Source organism: Geobacillus sp. 47C-IIb, from assembly GCF_014679705.1.
In the GTDB taxonomy this organism is placed as follows: Bacteria; Bacillota; Bacilli; order Bacillales; family Anoxybacillaceae; genus Geobacillus; species Geobacillus thermodenitrificans.
This window is the reverse complement of the sequence record NZ_CP061473.1, coordinates 3,366,891-3,385,253: the sequence shown is the minus strand read 5'-3', so window position 1 is coordinate 3,385,253 and position 18,363 is coordinate 3,366,891. Positions and strand designations below refer to the sequence as shown.

Here is an 18,363-nt window from a genome sequence, read left to right as displayed (position 1 = left end):
AATAGACGGACAGGGAAAGCAAAATGATTGTCGAACATATATGAATGACCCATTGAACTGTAAAATGGGGAGAGAAAAAGGTAAAGGAGGAAAAACAGTGACCATTGCCTCCTGGCTTACCAACTCGCGAAAGACGGTTGTGCTTACTGGCGCCGGCATGTCAACCGAAAGCGGGCTGCCTGATTTCCGCTCGCCGCGCACGGGGCTGTGGGCGCGCTTCAATCCGAGCGAATTGGCCACCGTCGATGCCTTACACCACCGCCACGAGTCATTTGTTGAGTTTTACCAATATCGCATCCGCACCTTGCAACAGTGTCAGCCACATAACGGGCATCGCCTGTTGGCTGATTGGGAGCAACGCGGAATCGTACGGACGATCGTGACCCAAAACGTCGATGGTTTTCACCAACAAGCCGGCAGTCAATGCGTCATCGAACTGCATGGCTCGCTGCGCACCGTCCATTGCCAGCAGTGCGGGCAGAAACAGCCGAGCCATGTTTATTTACACGGCGTATTGACGTGCGAATGCGGCGGTGTTTTACGCCCATCGGTCGTGTTGTTTGGCGAACCTCTGCCAGAGAGAACCATCACCCAAGCGTGGGAGGAGGCCCGCCAAGCGGACTTATTCCTTGTGCTCGGCTCATCCTTGCAAGTATCGCCGGCGAATCAGCTGCCGTTTGTCGCCAAACAAAATGGAGCCAAATTGGTCATCATCAACTGGGAACCGACGGAACTCGATCATCTGGCTGATGCCGTCATTCATCAACGGAAAATTGGCGAAGTGCTCAAAGAAATTGACCAACAGCTGACGGAGGGAGCACCATGAACAGGGAAACGATTTTGCAAGAGGCGCTTCGCTCAATCGGCGACGATTCGCGAATCCGTCATTGGCGCCGAGTATCAGGCGGCGACATCAATGACGCCTACCGCGTTCAAAGCGACAAACAAACGTATTTCATCAAAATGCAACGCTTCCCGCCAGCTGGCTTTTTCGCCGCCGAACAGGTAGGATTGGAGCTGATCAAGCAGGCGAATGCGATCCGTGTCCCAGGCGTCTTCGGCACTGGGGAGGCGGACGGATACGGCTGGCTTGTCCTCGAGTGGGTGGAAGGAACAGAAACAGCGCAGACGGCTGAACAGCTTGGGCGCGGCCTCGCCCGCCTTCATCATTGCCGCGGACCGGCGTTCGGGCTTGACCGCAATACCTATATCGGGATGCTGCCGCAACGAAACGGATGGTACGGCCGTTGGCTCGACTATTACCGCGATGTCCGCCTCGTCCCGCAAATGAAACGGGCGGCAGCGAACGGCCTTCTGTCCGCCAAGCGGCAAACACGTTTTGAACGTTTGCTCGAGCGACTTGACCAGTGGATTCCAAACGATTGCTTTCCATCGTTGTTGCACGGTGACTTATGGGGCGGCAACTGGCTTCCGGGTCCGGGCGGCGTCCCGTATTTGATCGATCCGTCCGTTTTTTATGGCCATTACGAGTTGGAAATCGCGTTCACTGAGCTGTTTGGCGGCTTTCCGCCCCAGTTTTATGCGAGCTATCAAGAGCTTATGCCGCTCTCTTCGGAGTACCATGAACGAAAGCCGCTTTACCAGCTGTTTTATTTACTCGTGCACTTGAATTTGTTTGGTGAGGCGTATGGCACGGCGGTCGACCGCGTGCTCGAACGCTATGCGGGGGAGTAAATTCCCCCGTTCCTCGATGTTGACATACCGCGTACAATGTCCTGTCTTTCCGATCAACGCCATTTTTTGACCGCATCATGCGCATGTTTCCACTTTGATCGTTTCGGTATCTTGCGACTTCGATACACGAACTTGTCATAAACTAACGACCTTTCCTCTTTTTCCAATCAATTATGGAAAATACTCTCACGGAAGTATGATGCTAAAAAACAGAAATGGATTGAAAACCAACCAGTTGATTTATTACTATAAATCTAGCACTAACCAACGTTTCCATGTTTCGTCAGTTCCGATGTCTAACCAGTTGAGATGATGACCGTACAACATTTCATAGAGCGATAGTTATCAACAAAGGGGGATGACTATGCGGCGCTGGTTTTGGCTGCTTTGTAGCTTCGTGCTTGCCCTATCAGCCGGGCGAGCAGACGCTTCGGCGCTATCAGTAGAAAAAAGATTCTCAATCGGCTGAACAAGTTGCCAAACGGGCAGGTGTTAGTTGTAGTTACCAGTCATGCCAAGGCACGAAGCGGGACATTATACCTTTACGAAAAACAAAACGGAACATGGCGGAAAGTGCTCGCGAACATCCGCGTTGTTGTCGGTAAAAACGGCATTGGCAAACAAAAAGAGGGAGATGGAAAGACGCCCGCTGGCGTTTACCCATTAGGTACAGCGTTCGGCACCGCCAAAAAGCCGGCGGGGCTGAAAATCCCCTACCGGCAAACAACCGCTTACGATTATTGGGTGGACGATCCGACATCCAAAGACTACAACCGCTGGATTTATTACCGCGGCAACCCGCATCGGCGCTGGAAATCGTTTGAACGCCTCACTCACCCACTTTACAAATATGCCGTCGTCGTTCGTTACAACGACAGCCCGATCGTGAAAGGAAAAGGAAGCGCCATCTTTCTGCACATTTGGCCACGCCCTTCCAGTTATACGCTCGGCTGCATCGCCATGGCTGAAAAAGATCTCTTATCCGTCATCAAGCGGCTTGACGCCAAAAAGAAGCCCATCATTCTCATTAGCGAACAGAAAAAATTATGAATCGGATTCGCCAAATGAGCTCACGGGAGACAGTGGGCTCATTTTGTGCTGATCTCCTCAAGCAACGCATCGCCGTTTTTGCTGACGCGCACATAAGCGAAACGGGCGTTTTCCTGCCATCGCACTCCTGTTTTTTCCGGCACGAAATACGACTCAATTCCGTATACGACTCGGGTATCATAGAAGGTGCCGCTGATCACAATGTCCCCTTGTTGTCGCGTAAATCCGGGCCGTTTTTCACCATTGACAGCATACACGCCGGCAAAGCGGTGCACCCCATCCGGCCCTTTTCGCAACAAAACTTGCACCTTACCACTTCCGGCCAATGACCGGATCGTGGAAATGTCATAACGCAACTGAATATAATCCCCTTGCAGCACCGAACGCGGATCCACCGGCTCAAGTTCTAACTTTACCACATCACCATACCGCAACAAGCGTTCCTTTTGCCATATCGTAACCCCTACAAAAACAAATTGGGCGGCGACAACAATCGCTACGAAAAGTGAAACGCGCCGACGCCAACGCACTCCTTCAGATAACACGAGCTGATTTCGCTTTTCCAACCAGACCGCCCAGACAAGCAGCACGATCCCAGCAGCTAGCAAACTGATCGATTTATGAAGCAAGTTCCATGCTAGTTCGTAATATTTCAACACAAGATAAAGTGCTGTATACCCCCAAGCAACAGCTCGCTCCTGGCGCCGCTGTTGAAACAAGAAAAAGCCGAGCACAGCAACCATGGCGATATTAGAAACAATATATAGTCCATCGGCGGTAAACATGTCAACGCTTGTCGCGATCCCGAGCGCGCCTAGCGCCAACACGAGCGGGGTGAGAGCTGTCTTCCCTCTCCACCGGTCGTATGCGTACAAACCGCCGTTCAACACGGCAAGCGCCAGCAGCACAAGCCGCCCATCTTCAATGGTCAATTCAAGTGCCACAAACAAATAGAGCGTCAACGCCACCGTCGTCAACCGGCGCACCCCGTGCTCGAAGGAACGGATCAGTGCGAACGCCAATACAGCAGCATAAAGAAACAACACGACCGTCGACACTTCCGGCGCCATCGCCAATCCAAGCCCGTAACCGACTGCAAGCAACGTATAGCGAACAACAGAATTCCACCGTCGGCCAAGCGAGGCAGGAAGAACAAATCCGAAGATCGAGACGAAAAAGAGCACATACGGCGACCATGATTCCGTCCAAAGGAGATACAAGCCGAGCAAACTTGCCGTCGCCAACGCCGAAGCCGCAAGCGTAATCACAGCCTGAAACGCCGTCAAAAACCATTTTCCAGCCCGCGTCCCCGACGAAAACAGTCCCGCCCGCTGCAGAAGCACGATTCCGCCATACAGAACAGCCGCTGCCACTGCAAGCCCAATGAGAAGCAGCCATGTTTCAAAATGATCCACGAGCAGACGAATGTATTGAATCAGCAAAAACAAGCCGGCAAACAAACTTGTCAGTAACGTGTACGACCGCTGTTTTGAGATCGCAAGAAAGTAATACAGCAATCCGGCTAACAGCGCTGCATATACGTATGGCCACCAGACATCGCGTCCGTACGAAAAACCAGTGATACCGATCATCAGCAGCCAGCCATGCATGGCCGCATAGGCGAGACGGGCTGCCCACAGCGAACGGCTCACGCCAAAGAGGGCTCCGTTGACAGCAGCAAACAACAATAGCCAGCCAAACGATGACCATTCCGTCCACTCGATATGGTAAGCAGAAGGGAAATAATAAAACCAGCAGGCGAGTTGTAGCAACACCACAGCGAGAACTGAAAGCGCTTGGTCTTTGGTCAGCCGCGCCAGCAAGGCGGTCGGCACAAGCCAAATGAGAAACAACCAATAACTATCAGCGTGGGAATTATAGATTTGCCCAAGCAATGCCAAGGCAATGCCAAACGACAGCGCCCCGCCAATCAACATCCAACGCCCTAAAAAATGATGAAATCTCATTAACACTGCACTAACGACATAAAATCCAGCCATGACGGCGATGCTGATTCCGGCTTTCTCCTCACGTCCCATCTCAGGCCAGTTGGCAGCAAAAAAATAAACTATGCTGGCAATGAAGCACAACAGCGCCAACGCATACCCTGCTTTCACAACGCGAACTGACATATTCCTCTCTCTCCTTGTGGCGTTTTGCTACTAACATATGCTTGAAAAACTGTCCAAAAGACCACCGGGACGTCCATTCGTTCTTCGTCACGGGACACTATCCTTCTAAAGTCTTGCCGGAAGAAAAAACATTGGTGAATCGCCGATTCCTTTGCCGTATAAATCTTACATAATTGAAGATCATTTTTTAGAATCATCTTCATATTGGAGCGAGCATTCTAGCTCTTCCGTTTCTGCTCAATCCGTCTTGCCAATGTCCGGTAACAAGCGAGACAAAAAGCAAGATAAGCTCCTCCAAGCAAAAACCCGCCGAGCACATCGGACGGATAATGCGCTTGCAAGCTCAATCGGCTCAAACCAGTCAAGAGTGCCAGCAGCGCAAAAACACCGTAAATGGCTGCCCGTTCTTCGCGCTTTGTACGTGTTTGCGCCAAAAAATACGCCAAAAGCAGCAAATAAATCGTCCCGACCATTGCGTGTCCGCTCGGAAAACTGAACCCTTCAATTCCAGCATGCGGCGGACGCTCCCGTCCGGCAACGTGCTTGACCCACTCATTGATGCCATACCCTCCGCCAACAGCGACGAGAACTAGCACCATCCCATACACATCACGGCGGAAAAACCATAAACCGATGACGAGCATCACACTAATTATACCAATTGCCCCTTTACTTCCAAAAAAAGTAAAAGAATCGAGCCAGTGCCATGGGTCAAACACCCGCAGCCCACCTTCGTCCATTGCTTTTGTCAACCCGACCTCCATGCTGATCCAAACAAGCGAAAAAAGGACCGCACCGGCAGCCGATATCATCCATAATCGCCGATTCACTTCGGTTCACTCCTTGTTTGTTTTTCCTATAAATATTTTTCCGGAAAAACAAAAAATCCTCCTTAAAAAGCAGTACTTTTTAAGGAGGAAGCTATGGTCACGGCAATTTCGTCTCTCCCATCAAAAAGCGATCAACTTCACGAGCCGCCCCCCGGCCTTCGTGAATCGCCCAAACGATCAAGCTTTGGCCGCGGCGAGCATCGCCGGCCGCAAACACCCCTTCGATGTTTGTCGTATATTTTCCGTACGGGGCTTTTACCTTATTGTTGGCCGTTTCCACGCCAAACTGCTTCAACACCGGCTGTTCCGGACCTTCGAAACCGATAGCGATGAAAACAAGATCACACGGCCATACTTGTTCTGTCCCCGGAATTTCTTTAAAGATGGCTTTGCCGTTTTCGTCGATGATTTTTTCCATTTGAATTGTATGCAGTTCTTTTACCCGTCCATATTCATCGCCGACGATTTTTTTCGTCTGAATGCAATATTGCCGTGGATCCACACCGAACTTCGCTTTCGCTTCTTCATATGCGTAGTCAAGCGTAAAGACGAGCGGGTATTGCGGCCACGGGTTATGGTCTGCGCGTTTGTCTGGCAGGGCCGGATGTTTGCCAAACTGGACAACGCTTTTGCAGCCTTGGCGCAGCGCGGTCGCTACACAGTCAGCCCCCGTATCACCACCGCCAATCACGATAACATGTTTATCTTTCGCATCGATAAACTGACCATCGGCAAAGTTCGAATCCATTAAGCTTTTCGTCACACCGGTTAAATAATCCATAGCAAAATGAACGCCTTCCAGCTCCCGGCCTTCAATGACCAAGTCACGCTGCTTTTGTGCCCCGACACACAGCACAACCGCATCATATTCAGCGCGCAACTCATCGGCGGTGACATCTTTGCCAACCTCGGTGTTCACAACAAATGTAACACCTTCCTCTTCAAGCAAGCGCACCCGCCGCTCGACCACTTCTTTTTCCAATTTCATGTTCGGAATGCCATACATCAGCAAGCCGCCGACACGATCCGCCCGCTCGTACACCGTCACCGAGTGGCCGGCTTGGTTGAGCTGGTCGGCACAGGCGAGACCGGCCGGACCGGAGCCGACAATGGCTACCTTTTTTCCAGTGCGCGTTTTTGGGATGCGAGGTTTCACCCACCCTTCTGCAAACCCTTTATCAATAATGGCTCGTTCGATTCCTTTAATAGCGACCGCCGGATCGGAGATGGCAACCGTACACGATCCTTCACACGGTGCCGGACAGACGCGCCCCGTAAATTCCGGGAAGTTGTTCGTTTTCAAAAGCCGGTCAAGCGCTTCTTTCCAACGGCCGCGGTATACTAAATCGTTCCATTCCGGAATTAAGTTGTGCACTGGGCACCCGGAGGTGAGGCCGTTGAGTTCCAACCCCATATGACAAAACGGCGTACCGCAATCCATACAGCGAGCGCCTTGGCGCGCTAGTACATCCTCGGAAAACGGTTGTGCATACTCTTTCCAATCTTCAAGACGGGAAAGCGGATCGCGCTTTTTCTCTTCCTCACGAGCGTATTCCATAAACCCTGTTGTTTTTCCCACGATGGTTCCCCTCCTTCTCTCCGTATACGGCCTTTCTTCTCTCATGCGACCTTCCCCGCCTGTTTGGCCAGTCAAAAAGCGAGCCCCGCGCGGGCCGCGGGGCCAAGGCGGCGCCATGGCTGCTGCCGCCCAAAAGGATGGCCTTATTTTGCGGCCACTTGCAATACATGGGGGCTGGCGGCAGCCGCTTTTTTCTGTTTCGCCACCGTTTCAAACGCCGCCATGGCCGCTTCTTCATACGAAAGCCCAGACCGTTCAAGCATTTGAATTGTTTCAATCATCAGTTTGTAGTTGCGCGGGATCACTTTGACAAACCGCTTCACATAGGCGTTCCACTCGTCAAGTACCAACGCCGCCCGCGGGCTTCCTGTATAGCGGTAATGGTTTTCGATCATCCGGCTCACTTCCAAAATTTCTTGCTCGTCTTCGAGCCGTTCAAACGCCACGAGCTCTCGGTTGGCTGTTTGTTGCCAGCTGTCTTCATCAGCGAGGACGTAGGCGATCCCCCCTGACATACCGGCAGCGAAGTTTTTGCCGACCGAGCCGAGGATAACAACACGGCCGCCGGTCATATATTCACAACCATGGTCACCAACGCCTTCGACAACAGCATGGACGCCACTGTTGCGCACCGCAAACCGCTCGCCGGCGCGGCCGCGAATATACGCCTCGCCACCTGTTGCGCCGTAGAAGGCGACGTTACCGATAATGACGTTATCTGCCGCCGCAAACGACGCCTCATGCGGCGGACGGACGATCACTTTTCCGCCGGAGAGCCCTTTGCCGACGTAGTCATTTGCGTCACCGACAAGCTCGAGCGTCATTCCTTTCGGCGCAAACGCCGCAAAGCTTTGTCCGGCTGATCCCGTGAAATGGAGGCGGATCGTATCTTCCGGCAACCCTTCTTCACCGTAGCGCTTCGAGATTTCGCCCCCCGTCATCGCCCCGACCGTGCGGTGGACGTTGTGGATCGCGAGCTTGAGTTCAACCGGCTCTTGTCGCTCGAGTGCTGGCTGTACTGCTGGCAAAATTTCTTTATAGTCAAGCGTCGTTTCCAAACGATGGTTTTGCCCCTTACCACAAGTGCGCGGACCGTCCACTTGGTACAGAAGGCGAGACAAATCGAGATGTTTCGCTTTCCAATGCGCTTTCGCCCGCTCGCTCACTTTCAGGACATCGACGCGGCCAACCATTTCGTCGATCGTACGGAAGCCAAGTTCAGCCATAATTTCACGCACTTCCTGGGCGACAAAGTACATGAAGTTGACAACATGGTCCGGATCACCCATAAACTTTTTGCGCAGCTCCGGATTTTGTGTCGCTACACCGACCGGACATGTATCTAAATGGCAGACACGCATCATGACACAGCCTAAAACAACGAGCGGTGCCGTCGCAAATCCGAACTCTTCGGCGCCAAACAGCGCAGCCATCACGACATCGCGTCCCGTCATGAGTTTTCCATCAGTTTCCAAGATGACACGATCACGCAAGCCGTTAAGCATCAACGTTTGATGCGTTTCCGCCAAGCCAAGCTCCCACGGCAAGCCGGCATGTTTAATGCTCGTTTTCGGGGAAGCGCCCGTGCCGCCGTCATAACCGCTGATGACGATAACATCAGCATTCCCTTTCGCTACGCCAGCGGCGATCGTGCCGACGCCTGCTTTGGCGACAAGCTTGACACTAATGCGCGCGTGTTTGTTTGCGTTTTTCAAGTCATAAATGAGCTGAGCCAAATCTTCGATCGAGTAAATGTCATGATGCGGCGGCGGAGAAATGAGCTCCACTCCCGGCGTCGAGCCGCGCACTTTGCCGACCCACGGGTACACTTTATTGGCCGGAAGCTGGCCGCCTTCACCCGGCTTTGCTCCTTGAGCCATTTTAATTTGCAATTCGTCAGCGTTGACTAAGTAATGGCTTTTCACGCCAAAACGCCCGGAAGCGACCTGTTTAATCGCGCTGCGGCGCCAGTCACCGTTTTCGTCTTTCACATAGCGGGCCGGGTCTTCGCCCCCCTCACCACTGTTGCTTTTTCCACCGATCCGGTTCATGGCGATGGCGAGCGCCTCGTGCGCTTCTTGGCTGATCGAGCCAAACGACATCGCCCCTGTTTTGAAGCGGCGGACGATCGACTCGACCGGCTCGACCTCGTCAATCGGCACCGGTTTCCGGTTCAGATCGAAGTCGAACAAGTTGCGCAAGAATGTCAGCTGTTCTTCATTGGCTAGTTTCGAATATTGTTTATAGAGATTGTAATCATTTTTCCGGCATGCCCATTGCAGCAAGTGAATCGTCTGCGGATTGAACGCATGGTGCTCGCCGTTGCGTCGCCATTGCAGCTCGCTGCCAGCCTCAAGCACGTTGTCTTCGTGCCGGGCGCCAAATGCCGCTTCATGGCGCAATTTTGCTTCCTTGGCGATTTCGTCAAGCCCGATGCCGCTAATTTGCGACGCCGTACCAGTGAAATATTGATCGATGACATCCGTGCCAATACCAACCGCTTCAAAAATTTGTGCGCCACGGTAGCTTTGCACGGTCGAAATTCCCATTTTCGACATCACCTTGACGACACCGTCGACTGCCGCTTTCATATATGTTTTTACCGCTTCACGATACGACAGGGCGATCGTGCCGTTTTCTGACGCCTGGCGGATCGTCTCAAGCGCCAAATACGGGTTGATGGCGTCAGCACCGTAACCGATGAGCGCCGCAAAATGGTGCACTTCGCGCGCTTCGCCGCTTTCGACAAGCAGGCTGACGTTCGTCCGCGTCCCTTTTCGAATCAGGTGCTGATGAAGCCCGCTCACCGCAAGCAACACCGGAATTGCCACATGCATTTCATCAACGCCGCGATCCGAGAGAACAAGAAGCGTCGCCCCGTTTTCAACCGCTTCATCCGCCTTGGCAAACAACTCGTCAAGCGCTTGTTTCAAGTCATCCGTAAACAGCGTTGGCAACACGGCACACGAAAATTCTGGATACGGATTCGCTTTTAACGCGGCTAATTGCTCATTCGTCAACAACGGCGTCTCAAGGCGAATGCGGCGCGCCGCTTTAGCATCCGGATGCAAAATGTTCCCCTCTTTGCCAAGCAGCGTCATTGTCGAGGTAACGACATACTCGCGAATCGCGTCAATCGGCGGGTTCGTTACTTGAGCAAACAGTTGCTTGAAGTAGTTAAACAAGCTTTGCGGCCGCTCCGACAGCACCGCCAGTGGCGCGTCCATCCCCATCGCACCTGTCGGGTCTTTGCCCTCCCTCGCCATCGGTAAAATCATTTTTTCTACATCTTCAAACGTGTAGCCGAATGCTTTTTGCAGCTTAATGAGCGATTTCGGCGCTTCAACCGTTTCCGGAACGTTGAAATCATCAAGCGTCACCATGTGCTCATCAATCCATTGACGATACGGTTGTTGGCTCGCCATTTCTTCCTTAATTTCCTGATCAGAAATGATCCGGCCTTGTTCCAGATCAACAAGCAACATTTTTCCAGGGCTCAGCCGCTCTTTATACAAAACGTTGTTCGGGTCAACCTCGATGACGCCGACTTCGGATGAGAAAATAATGTAGTCGTCTTTCGTCACATAGTAGCGCGCCGGGCGCAATCCGTTCCGGTCCAAAATGGCGCCGATCCGCTTGCCGTCAGTGAATGAAATCGCCGTCGGGCCGTCCCATGGCTCCATCAAACAGCTATGATACTCGTAAAACGCCTTTTTCATGTCATCCATTTGTTCATCCCAAAACCACGGTTCCGGAATGAGCATCATTGCCACATGAGCTGGATCGCGGCCTGCCAAGACAAAAAATTCAAACGCATTGTCCAAAATCGACGAGTCACTTCCGTTTGTATCCAAAATCGGTGTCACTTTTTCCAAATCGGCACCGAACGCTTCTGAAACAAACTGCTTTTCACGCGCTGCCATCCAGTTGACGTTGCCGCGAAGCGTATTAATCTCACCGTTATGGATCAAATAGCGGTTGGGATGAGCCCGCTCCCAGCTCGGAAACGTGTTCGTGCTAAAACGCGAGTGCACAAGCGCAAACGCCGAGCGGAACCGTTCATCTTGCAAATCCAAGTAAAATGCGTCGATTTGTTCCGGAGTCAAAAGCCCTTTATAAACGATCGTCCGGCTTGAGAAACTCGCTACGTAGCACTCATTGTTTTCGACGCACTTTTCAAATTGCTTGCGAATGACATACAATTTTCGTTCAAACGCCAACTCATCGGAAATGTCATCGCTAGCAGCGACAAACACTTGGCGAATGAACGGTTTGCTTTGCTGCGCCAGTTTGCCAAGCTTGCTGTTGTCAACCGGCACCGTTCGCCAGCCGAGCAACTGCTGCCCTTCCTGAGCAATCATTTCATTGAATTTTGCTTCATAGTACGCTCGTTTTTCTTCATTTTCCGGCAAAAAGAGCATCCCGACCCCGTAGCGACCTTTTTCCGGTAAGTTCATTTCGCCGCACACGATTTGAAAGTACTCGTGCGGAATTTGCATCATAATGCCCGCGCCGTCGCCAGTTTCCGGATCGCTGCCTTGACCGCCCCGGTGTTCGAGCCGGCGAAGCATATGGAGCGCTTTTTCAATAATGTCATGTGACGGTTTTCCTTTTAAATGAGCATAAAACCCGATCCCGCATGCATCATGTTCAAATTCCGGTCGATACAATCCTTGTGCTTCTGGCAATCCGTAGTGCTTCATGCTGCCTTCCCCTCCCGTTCCGAATTGTCTGTAATATTTATTGTAGTTTTCAAAATTTATATAAACAATATATAATTTAGATGAAATCAATCTCATTTTTCGATAAAAAAGGGAGGGAGAAAATGGAATTAAGACAACTGCTATACTTCGTCGAAGTTGCCAAGCGCGAGCACGTATCCGAAGCGGCCGATGCCCTTCATGTCGCCCAATCGGCGATCAGCCGGCAAATCGCCAACCTTGAAACCGAACTCGGCGTCCAACTCTTTGAACGGGAAGGGCGGAATGTCAAACTCACCCCCATTGGCCGCCATTTTTTGCCTCATGCGGAAGCGGTGCTGAAAGCGATCGACGATGCCAAGCAACAAATTGAGGAGTATTTGGATCCGGAACGCGGAACAATTAAAATCGGCTTCCCGACCAGTCTCGCCAGCCAGATGATGCCGATGGTCATTTCCGCCTTTAAAGCGGAGCACCCAAATGTCTCGTTCCATCTTCGCCAAGGAGCATACCGTTATTTGATTGAGGCGGTGAAAAAGCGAGAAATTGATTTGGCATTTCTCGGGCCGATTCCAGCGCGCGAAATCGGTATTAAAGGGGAAATTTTATTTTCCGAGCCGTTTTTCGTCCTTTTGCCAAACAGCCATCCGCTCGCCCGTCGCGACCGGATCGTGTTAAACGAACTCCGTAACGATCCGTTTGTGACATTTCCAAAAGGATATATTTTGCATCAAATTTTAATTGAGGCCTGTCACCAAGCGGGGTTTGTCCCAAATGTCTCATCGGAAGGCGAGGACCTCGACGCCATTAAAGGACTCGTCTCCGCCGGCATCGGCGTCACTCTCCTGCCAGAGAGCGCCTTATCGGAAAGCCTTCTCCGTTATGCCGCCAAAGTACCGCTGGAAATGCCGCAAGTGAAACGAAACGTCGGCATCATCATTTCCGACCATCATGAGCTTGCCCCGTCGGTGAAAGTATTCTACCAGTTTGTAAAAGACTTTTTCTCCGAGCTGGAGCGGTATCAGCTTGGGTAGAAAGCATGAAAGAAAAAAGAAGGGGAGACGATTCTTCCCCTTCCTCCTTATCTCGCGATTTTGGCCATCGCTTCACAAGCACGCATCATTTCTTCTTCATGGTTCGCCCTGCGCTGGCTTCAACGGCAGCGATATATACTCCTTTTCACAATAAAATGCTACTTAATAAAGGAGATATCGCTCACGTTTCTTGTGAAAGGCTTCCACATCCTTTTCCCAACGCTTTTTCATTTGTTCCATCGTCATTCCCTCTTCAATCGCCTTTCGAACCCATCCATTTCCGATCAGTTGATCAAAATAAGAGATTCCTTGACTATCTTCAGCGCGAAAAGCAAATTGATCTGGATACAAATCATGAATCGTCTTTACCATTGCTACTCCTGTTTCGACCGGTCGGAACACTTGGCGATCGGTGACATGAATTTGTACACCATGTACGAGTGTTCCGCTATATTTCGAGAACGTTGGCTGAAAACTTGCTGGACGGAAACGTACGCCCGGAAGGCGAAGAGCGTTTAATTTTTCAGCTAACTGCAACCCATCGATAAACGGAGCGCCAATCAGTTCAAATGGCTTTGTTGTCCCGCGGCCTTCCGATACATTTGTTCCTTCAAACAGTGCCGTTCCGGGGTATACCAAGGCAGTATCCAATGTTGGCATGTTCGGAGATGGTAACACCCATTGCCATCCCGTATCATCATAATACATTGAACGTTTCCAACCTTTCATTTTCACGACGGTGACATCCGCATCAATACCGAACTCTTTATTAATAAGCAACGCCAATTCACCGACAGTCATTCCATGTCGCAACGGGATGGGATACATTCCAACAAAAGAGGAATAGTCCGTTTCTAGAACAGGTCCTTCGACTTTCACGCCGCCCAACGGATTCGGGCGATCTAGCACAATAAATGGGATGTTGTTTTCCTTTGCTGCTTCCATTGCATACGCCATCGTATAAATATACGTGTAAAACCGAGCGCCGACATCTTGAATATCAAAAAGAAGGATATCTACTCCCTTTAACATTTCTGGTGTCGGTTTTTTCGTTGGCCCGTACAAACTATATACGGGAAGGCCAGTCTTTTCATCAATGTAAAAAGGAACGTATTCGCCAGCCTGGGCGCTGCCGCGCACTCCATGTTCCGGTCCATATAAAGCGACGAGTTCAACATCACGATCATTGTAAAGAAGGTCTACTGAGCTATTTAGATCCCGATCAACTCCCGTTGGGTTCGTAATGAGGCCGATCCGTTTCCCTTTTATTAACTTCTTCTGCTCTTTGAGTAATACCTCAATGCCCAACTCTAGCTGTGGATGCTCTTTTTTCTTCGGGGCTTTGGCCAAGGCATCGGTAAACATAAATAAACTTAGCAAGATCAAAGAAAACATCATCCACCATTTCTTTTTCATAACGTTCCTCCCGTTTTAGTAACTAAGGCCATGACCATATTCGTACAATATACCGCCATCATAACGTGGAATCGTTACCGGAAGCCGGCCGGTTGGCATGTTGATTCCAAAAATCACATCTACCACCGCCTGAAAACTTGCCGGTTGAAAACTATACTGGGCCAAATATGCCTTAACGTCCGGGTAGGACATCATATCATACGGGTTGCGAATCCCGATAGCAATAACAGGAGCATCCGTATTATCAATCATTTGTCGCACCATTTTCATTTGTGGATTGGACGGCAGCCGCTCTGAGGCGTTTGACGTATAAGTGCCGACAATAACGGCATCGGCTTTTTTTACGCTTTGTAACTGCTCCTCGTTTAACGGAGCTGCACCTTGAATCACATTCACATTGGACACATATGCCCGTACCGCTTCAGCCAATGATTCAATCATCGTATTGCCGACAACGACGAGATGATCGATTTTGCTTGGCGATAGCGGCAATACTTGTTCATTTTTCACCAATGTGATCGATTTGGCTGCCGCTTCGCGCTCGATTTGTTTATGCTCCTCTGAACCGACAACACGCAACGCGCGATCGATCACTTCCTGTTCATTCGGCGGCGTCTCTTGCTTAAAAATACCCCGTTTCACTTTCAACGTCAAAATCCGTTTCACGGATTGATCGATCCTCTCTTGTGAGATCTCACCGTTTTCCACCGCCTTCTTCAAACCGGTAGCAACTTCTTCCAATCCGATCGGCATCAGCACAATATCCGCACCCGCTTGCACCGCTCTAACTGCTGCATCGACCGGTCCGAAATGATCGCTGATGGCTTTCATGTTCATAGCATCCGTAATAATCACGCCTTGAAATCCCATTTCTTGACGCATTAATTCCGTAAGCACTTTATGTGACAATGTGGCAGGAAGCGAAATTTCTGTCCCGTCTTTTTGGGAAATGACTTTCGTATCATCGATTTTCGGGAATGTGACATGGGCGGTCATCACCGCGTCAATCCCAGCTTCCATTGCCTTTTGAAACGGATACCATTCCACCGTTTCAAGACGGCTTCGGTCGTGTGGCACCTCGGGAAGTCCGAGATGAGAGTCGACCGCAGTATCCCCATGACCTGGAAAATGCTTGGCGGTAGCGGCAACACCGCTATCTTGCAGCCCTTTCATATATGCTGTCCCTAGTTGGGCGACCAATTCTGGATTTTCACCGAATGAACGAACCCCGATAACCGGATTATCCGGATTGTTGTTTACGTCCAAAACAGGTGCTAAATTCATATTTATGCCTAACGCGTATAACTCTTCGCCAATCGCATGTCCTACTTTGTAAGCGAGTGACTCCGAACGCGTAGCTCCGAGCGCCATATTCCCTGGCATATTCGTCCCTGACTGCAACCTCGTCACAATGCCGCCTTCCTGATCGATGGAGATCAGCAAACCGAACTTTTCCGCTGCTTGTTGATAATCCATCACAAGCCGTGCTGTCTGCTCGGTCGTTACAACGTTTTCTCGGAATAAAATAATGCCGCCAATATGATATTTTTGTATGAGCTCTTTGATTTCCGGACGCATCGCCGTGACAGGTGCTCCGTTGAAATATCGGAAATCCGGCATTAGCATCTGGCCGATTTTTTCTTCTAGTGTCAACCCTTTAACCGCTCGTGAAATCACGTCATAACGGCTTCCTTTTTCCTTAGAAACAGACACTTTGATGTCTGATTTTCCTCCTTTTTTTGCTGCAGAAACGGGTTTTACAGTAAATCCGATTCGATCTTTGCGGACGCCATCGGTAACGGTGATGAACGTTTTTCCACTTTTCCCGCTGAAAACTACGGTACCGTTGCGGCTGACAGAAGCGACTTGTCGATTGGATGATTTCCATTGAACCCCTGTTGTCACTTCAGAAAAATTTCCTTTTGGATAAACTTTCAATGCCCGCAATGCGACAGTATTCCCATCGATGGTTACGTCAACCTCAGGGATATTCTGGTAGATAATCAAATCGACTCCCACTTTCTCTTTGGCTCCAACCTGTGGCGAGGCCCACGAAATGAAAAAGGTGATCACAGTCATGAAAACAGCTGTTTTCCAATAAAATGACATCCTCGTTCCCCCTTATATGGTTTGTTTAAAACGTGCGCCGTTCCCAATCATGGCTTTCCCATAATGCCTCTAACTCTTTCCCATCATCGTCGACAAGGCGAATATTTGTGACATACCAGCCACGCCCGTTAACGGACGAATCGGTACAGTAGCGAAACCGAATGGCAACCGTATGAGCCGGAATAGGCACCGTTTTCGTTGTCCAGTCACTGCTGCCTGTCAGCTGTTCCCCAACTTGCCTCCAATGTTCTCCATCTTGTGATACTTCGACAACACCGAAATCAACATCCGGCTCCATTCGGTACCATGTATCAAACGTTAATGTGAGCTGTTTACGGGCCACTACCTTTGTCGACAGTATCGCATTCAAATGATCTCCATATCCCGCAAACCAAGCTGCTTTTTTCCCGGGAATGGCCACGGGAATGGCGTCTGCCGTTAGACGGGAAACTTGCCTGCGCAACGGATTGATGGATGGCGTATTGCGTGTAGGGTGAACGCGATTAGTTAATAAAATAGCGATCACATTATTGTTCGGGTTTACAACGATGGATGTTCCCGTATACCCTGTATGGCCAAACGATGTATGTTCAGACAATGCATCCATATACCATCCTTGTGCGAGTTCCCACCCGAGCCCATGATCGTATCCAGGAAACTGCGGAATTTGATTTTCCATGAGCAGCTGAACCGTTTCCGGCTGTAAAATCCGCTTGCCGCCATATGTTCCATTTTGCAAAAACATGGAAGCAAAAATAGCCAAATCCCTAGCAGTTGAAAACAATCCCGCATGTCCGGCCACCCCATCTAGCGCCCATGCGTTTTCATCATGCACTTCCCCCCAAACCATTCCTCTTCCCGTCCATGGCTGATATTCCGTAGCAGCGATTCTCCTCTTTTTTAGCAACGGGGGATTATACATCGTATTGTTCATGCCTAACGGCTTCGTAATATACCGATACACAAACTGATCAAGACGTACGCCCGATAAACGTTCGACCAATGCACCTAAAGTAATCATGTTCAAATCACTGTATACATACGTTGTTCCCGGGGGATGCTCAAGCGGCTGGGCAAATACAATTTGCAAACGATCGTCGCGATTCGTTCCCATTGTATACAGGGGGATCCACGCCGCCAGCCCAGACGTATGGGTCATCAGTTGACGGATCGTTACATTTTCTTTTCCGTTTTGGGCAAATTCCGGTATGTACTTCGCAACAGGATCGTCTAGCGAAAATTTTCCTTGTTCGTATAGCTTCATCGCCGCTGTTGTTGTGAACAGTTTGCTGATGGATGCCAAATCAAACATTGTGTCCATTCGCATCGGAATCGGCTGTTTAGATTGTGTAAACGTATCGTCCTCATACTGTTTGGCATATCCATACGCTTTCTGTTTCACAATCATTCCGCGCCGCACAATGTAAACGACCGCCCCCGAAATGACGTTGTCGCGCATGGCTTGCGTTATGACTTCATCAATTTTTCGTAAAGGAGCTTCTCTCATGCCAGCAGCTTGAGGTGTTCCAGGATGAATAACCGCGGAAATCGATCCTTTCTGATCCCAAGAAAAAGAGGCTTTCCTGTGAGACTGACTCGTTTTATACGCTTTTATTTCGGCTGACTCGATTGTAGGGGTTGGATCATGGTGGGATGTGGCGGCGACCGGTGAACAAAAAAGAACGGAGCCGAACAAAATCGACGACAAGATCATAAAAACAGGCCGCTTATCCATAAAATAGCCCCCTTTATCCGATTAAGATCTCCCGCAAAACAATGATAGCGCTTTCTATCGTTATCATACAAGTTTTTTGGTAT

General features: G+C 50.4%; 11 protein-coding genes. 4 read left to right on the top strand and 7 right to left on the bottom strand.

What is annotated here, in order from left to right; translation table 11 throughout:
* The first annotated feature begins 97 nt into the window (after positions 1-97).
* The 3 genes from IC804_RS16990 (at position 98) to IC804_RS16980 (ending at position 2,745) form a co-directional block, all read left to right on the top strand.
* Complete coding sequence (locus tag IC804_RS16990) at positions 98-826, top strand: NAD-dependent deacylase (RefSeq protein WP_008879424.1); 729 nt, start codon at positions 98-100, stop codon at positions 824-826.
* Positions 823-1,695 (top strand): fructosamine kinase family protein, encoded by an 873-nt coding sequence (locus tag IC804_RS16985; RefSeq protein ID WP_008879425.1) that lies wholly within the window; start codon positions 823-825, stop codon positions 1,693-1,695. The genes IC804_RS16990 and IC804_RS16985 overlap by 4 nt, the downstream gene beginning before the upstream one ends.
* 489 nt (positions 1,696-2,184) lie before the next feature.
* The gene (locus IC804_RS16980) at positions 2,185-2,745 is read left to right on the top strand and encodes a L,D-transpeptidase family protein (protein WP_099232832.1); all 561 of its coding nucleotides are present in this window, start codon (positions 2,185-2,187) and stop codon (positions 2,743-2,745) included.
* Positions 2,746-2,783: 38 nt separating this feature from the next.
* Here the strand turns inward: IC804_RS16980 and IC804_RS16975 are convergent, their stop codons facing one another.
* The 4 genes from IC804_RS16975 to gltB form a co-directional block, all read right to left on the bottom strand.
* Positions 2,784-4,877 (bottom strand): GDYXXLXY domain-containing protein, encoded by a 2,094-nt coding sequence (locus IC804_RS16975; protein ID WP_081157314.1) that lies wholly within the window; start codon positions 4,875-4,877, stop codon positions 2,784-2,786.
* Between the two features lie 218 nt (positions 4,878-5,095).
* Positions 5,096-5,689 carry a phosphatase PAP2 family protein gene (locus IC804_RS16970; protein ID WP_035498255.1) on the bottom strand — a complete coding sequence of 198 codons (594 nt, stop codon included), beginning with the start codon at positions 5,687-5,689 and terminating at the stop codon, positions 5,096-5,098.
* 115 nt (positions 5,690-5,804) lie between these two features.
* On the bottom strand, positions 5,805-7,286 hold the full coding sequence (locus tag IC804_RS16965) for a glutamate synthase subunit beta (protein WP_029760920.1): 1,482 nt from the start codon (positions 7,284-7,286) through the stop codon (positions 5,805-5,807).
* A 143-nt stretch (positions 7,287-7,429) separates the two neighbouring features.
* Positions 7,430-11,989 (bottom strand): glutamate synthase large subunit, encoded by a 4,560-nt coding sequence (gene gltB / locus IC804_RS16960; protein WP_081157315.1) that lies wholly within the window; start codon positions 11,987-11,989, stop codon positions 7,430-7,432.
* A gap of 122 nt (positions 11,990-12,111) precedes the next feature.
* Here gltB and IC804_RS16955 point away from each other — a divergent pair, with 122 nt between their 5' ends.
* Positions 12,112-13,020 (top strand): glutamate biosynthesis transcriptional regulator GltC, encoded by a 909-nt coding sequence (locus IC804_RS16955; protein ID WP_008879431.1) that lies wholly within the window; start codon positions 12,112-12,114, stop codon positions 13,018-13,020.
* Positions 13,021-13,182: 162 nt separating this feature from the next.
* Here IC804_RS16955 and IC804_RS16950 read toward each other — a convergent pair whose 3' ends face one another.
* The 3 genes from IC804_RS16950 to IC804_RS16940 are packed head-to-tail and all read right to left on the bottom strand — an operon-like array spanning position 13,183 to position 18,280.
* Complete coding sequence (locus IC804_RS16950; protein WP_029760921.1) at positions 13,183-14,436, bottom strand: exo-beta-N-acetylmuramidase NamZ family protein; 1,254 nt, start codon at positions 14,434-14,436, stop codon at positions 13,183-13,185.
* Positions 14,437-14,451: 15 nt separating this feature from the next.
* Positions 14,452-16,545, bottom strand: a complete 2,094-nt coding sequence (gene nagZ, locus IC804_RS16945; protein ID WP_060475797.1) for a beta-N-acetylhexosaminidase — start codon at positions 16,543-16,545, stop codon at positions 14,452-14,454.
* A gap of 25 nt (positions 16,546-16,570) precedes the next feature.
* Positions 16,571-18,280 carry a serine hydrolase domain-containing protein gene (locus IC804_RS16940; protein ID WP_060475796.1) on the bottom strand — a complete coding sequence of 570 codons (1,710 nt, stop codon included), beginning with the start codon at positions 18,278-18,280 and terminating at the stop codon, positions 16,571-16,573.
* Positions 18,281-18,363 lie beyond the last annotated feature (83 nt).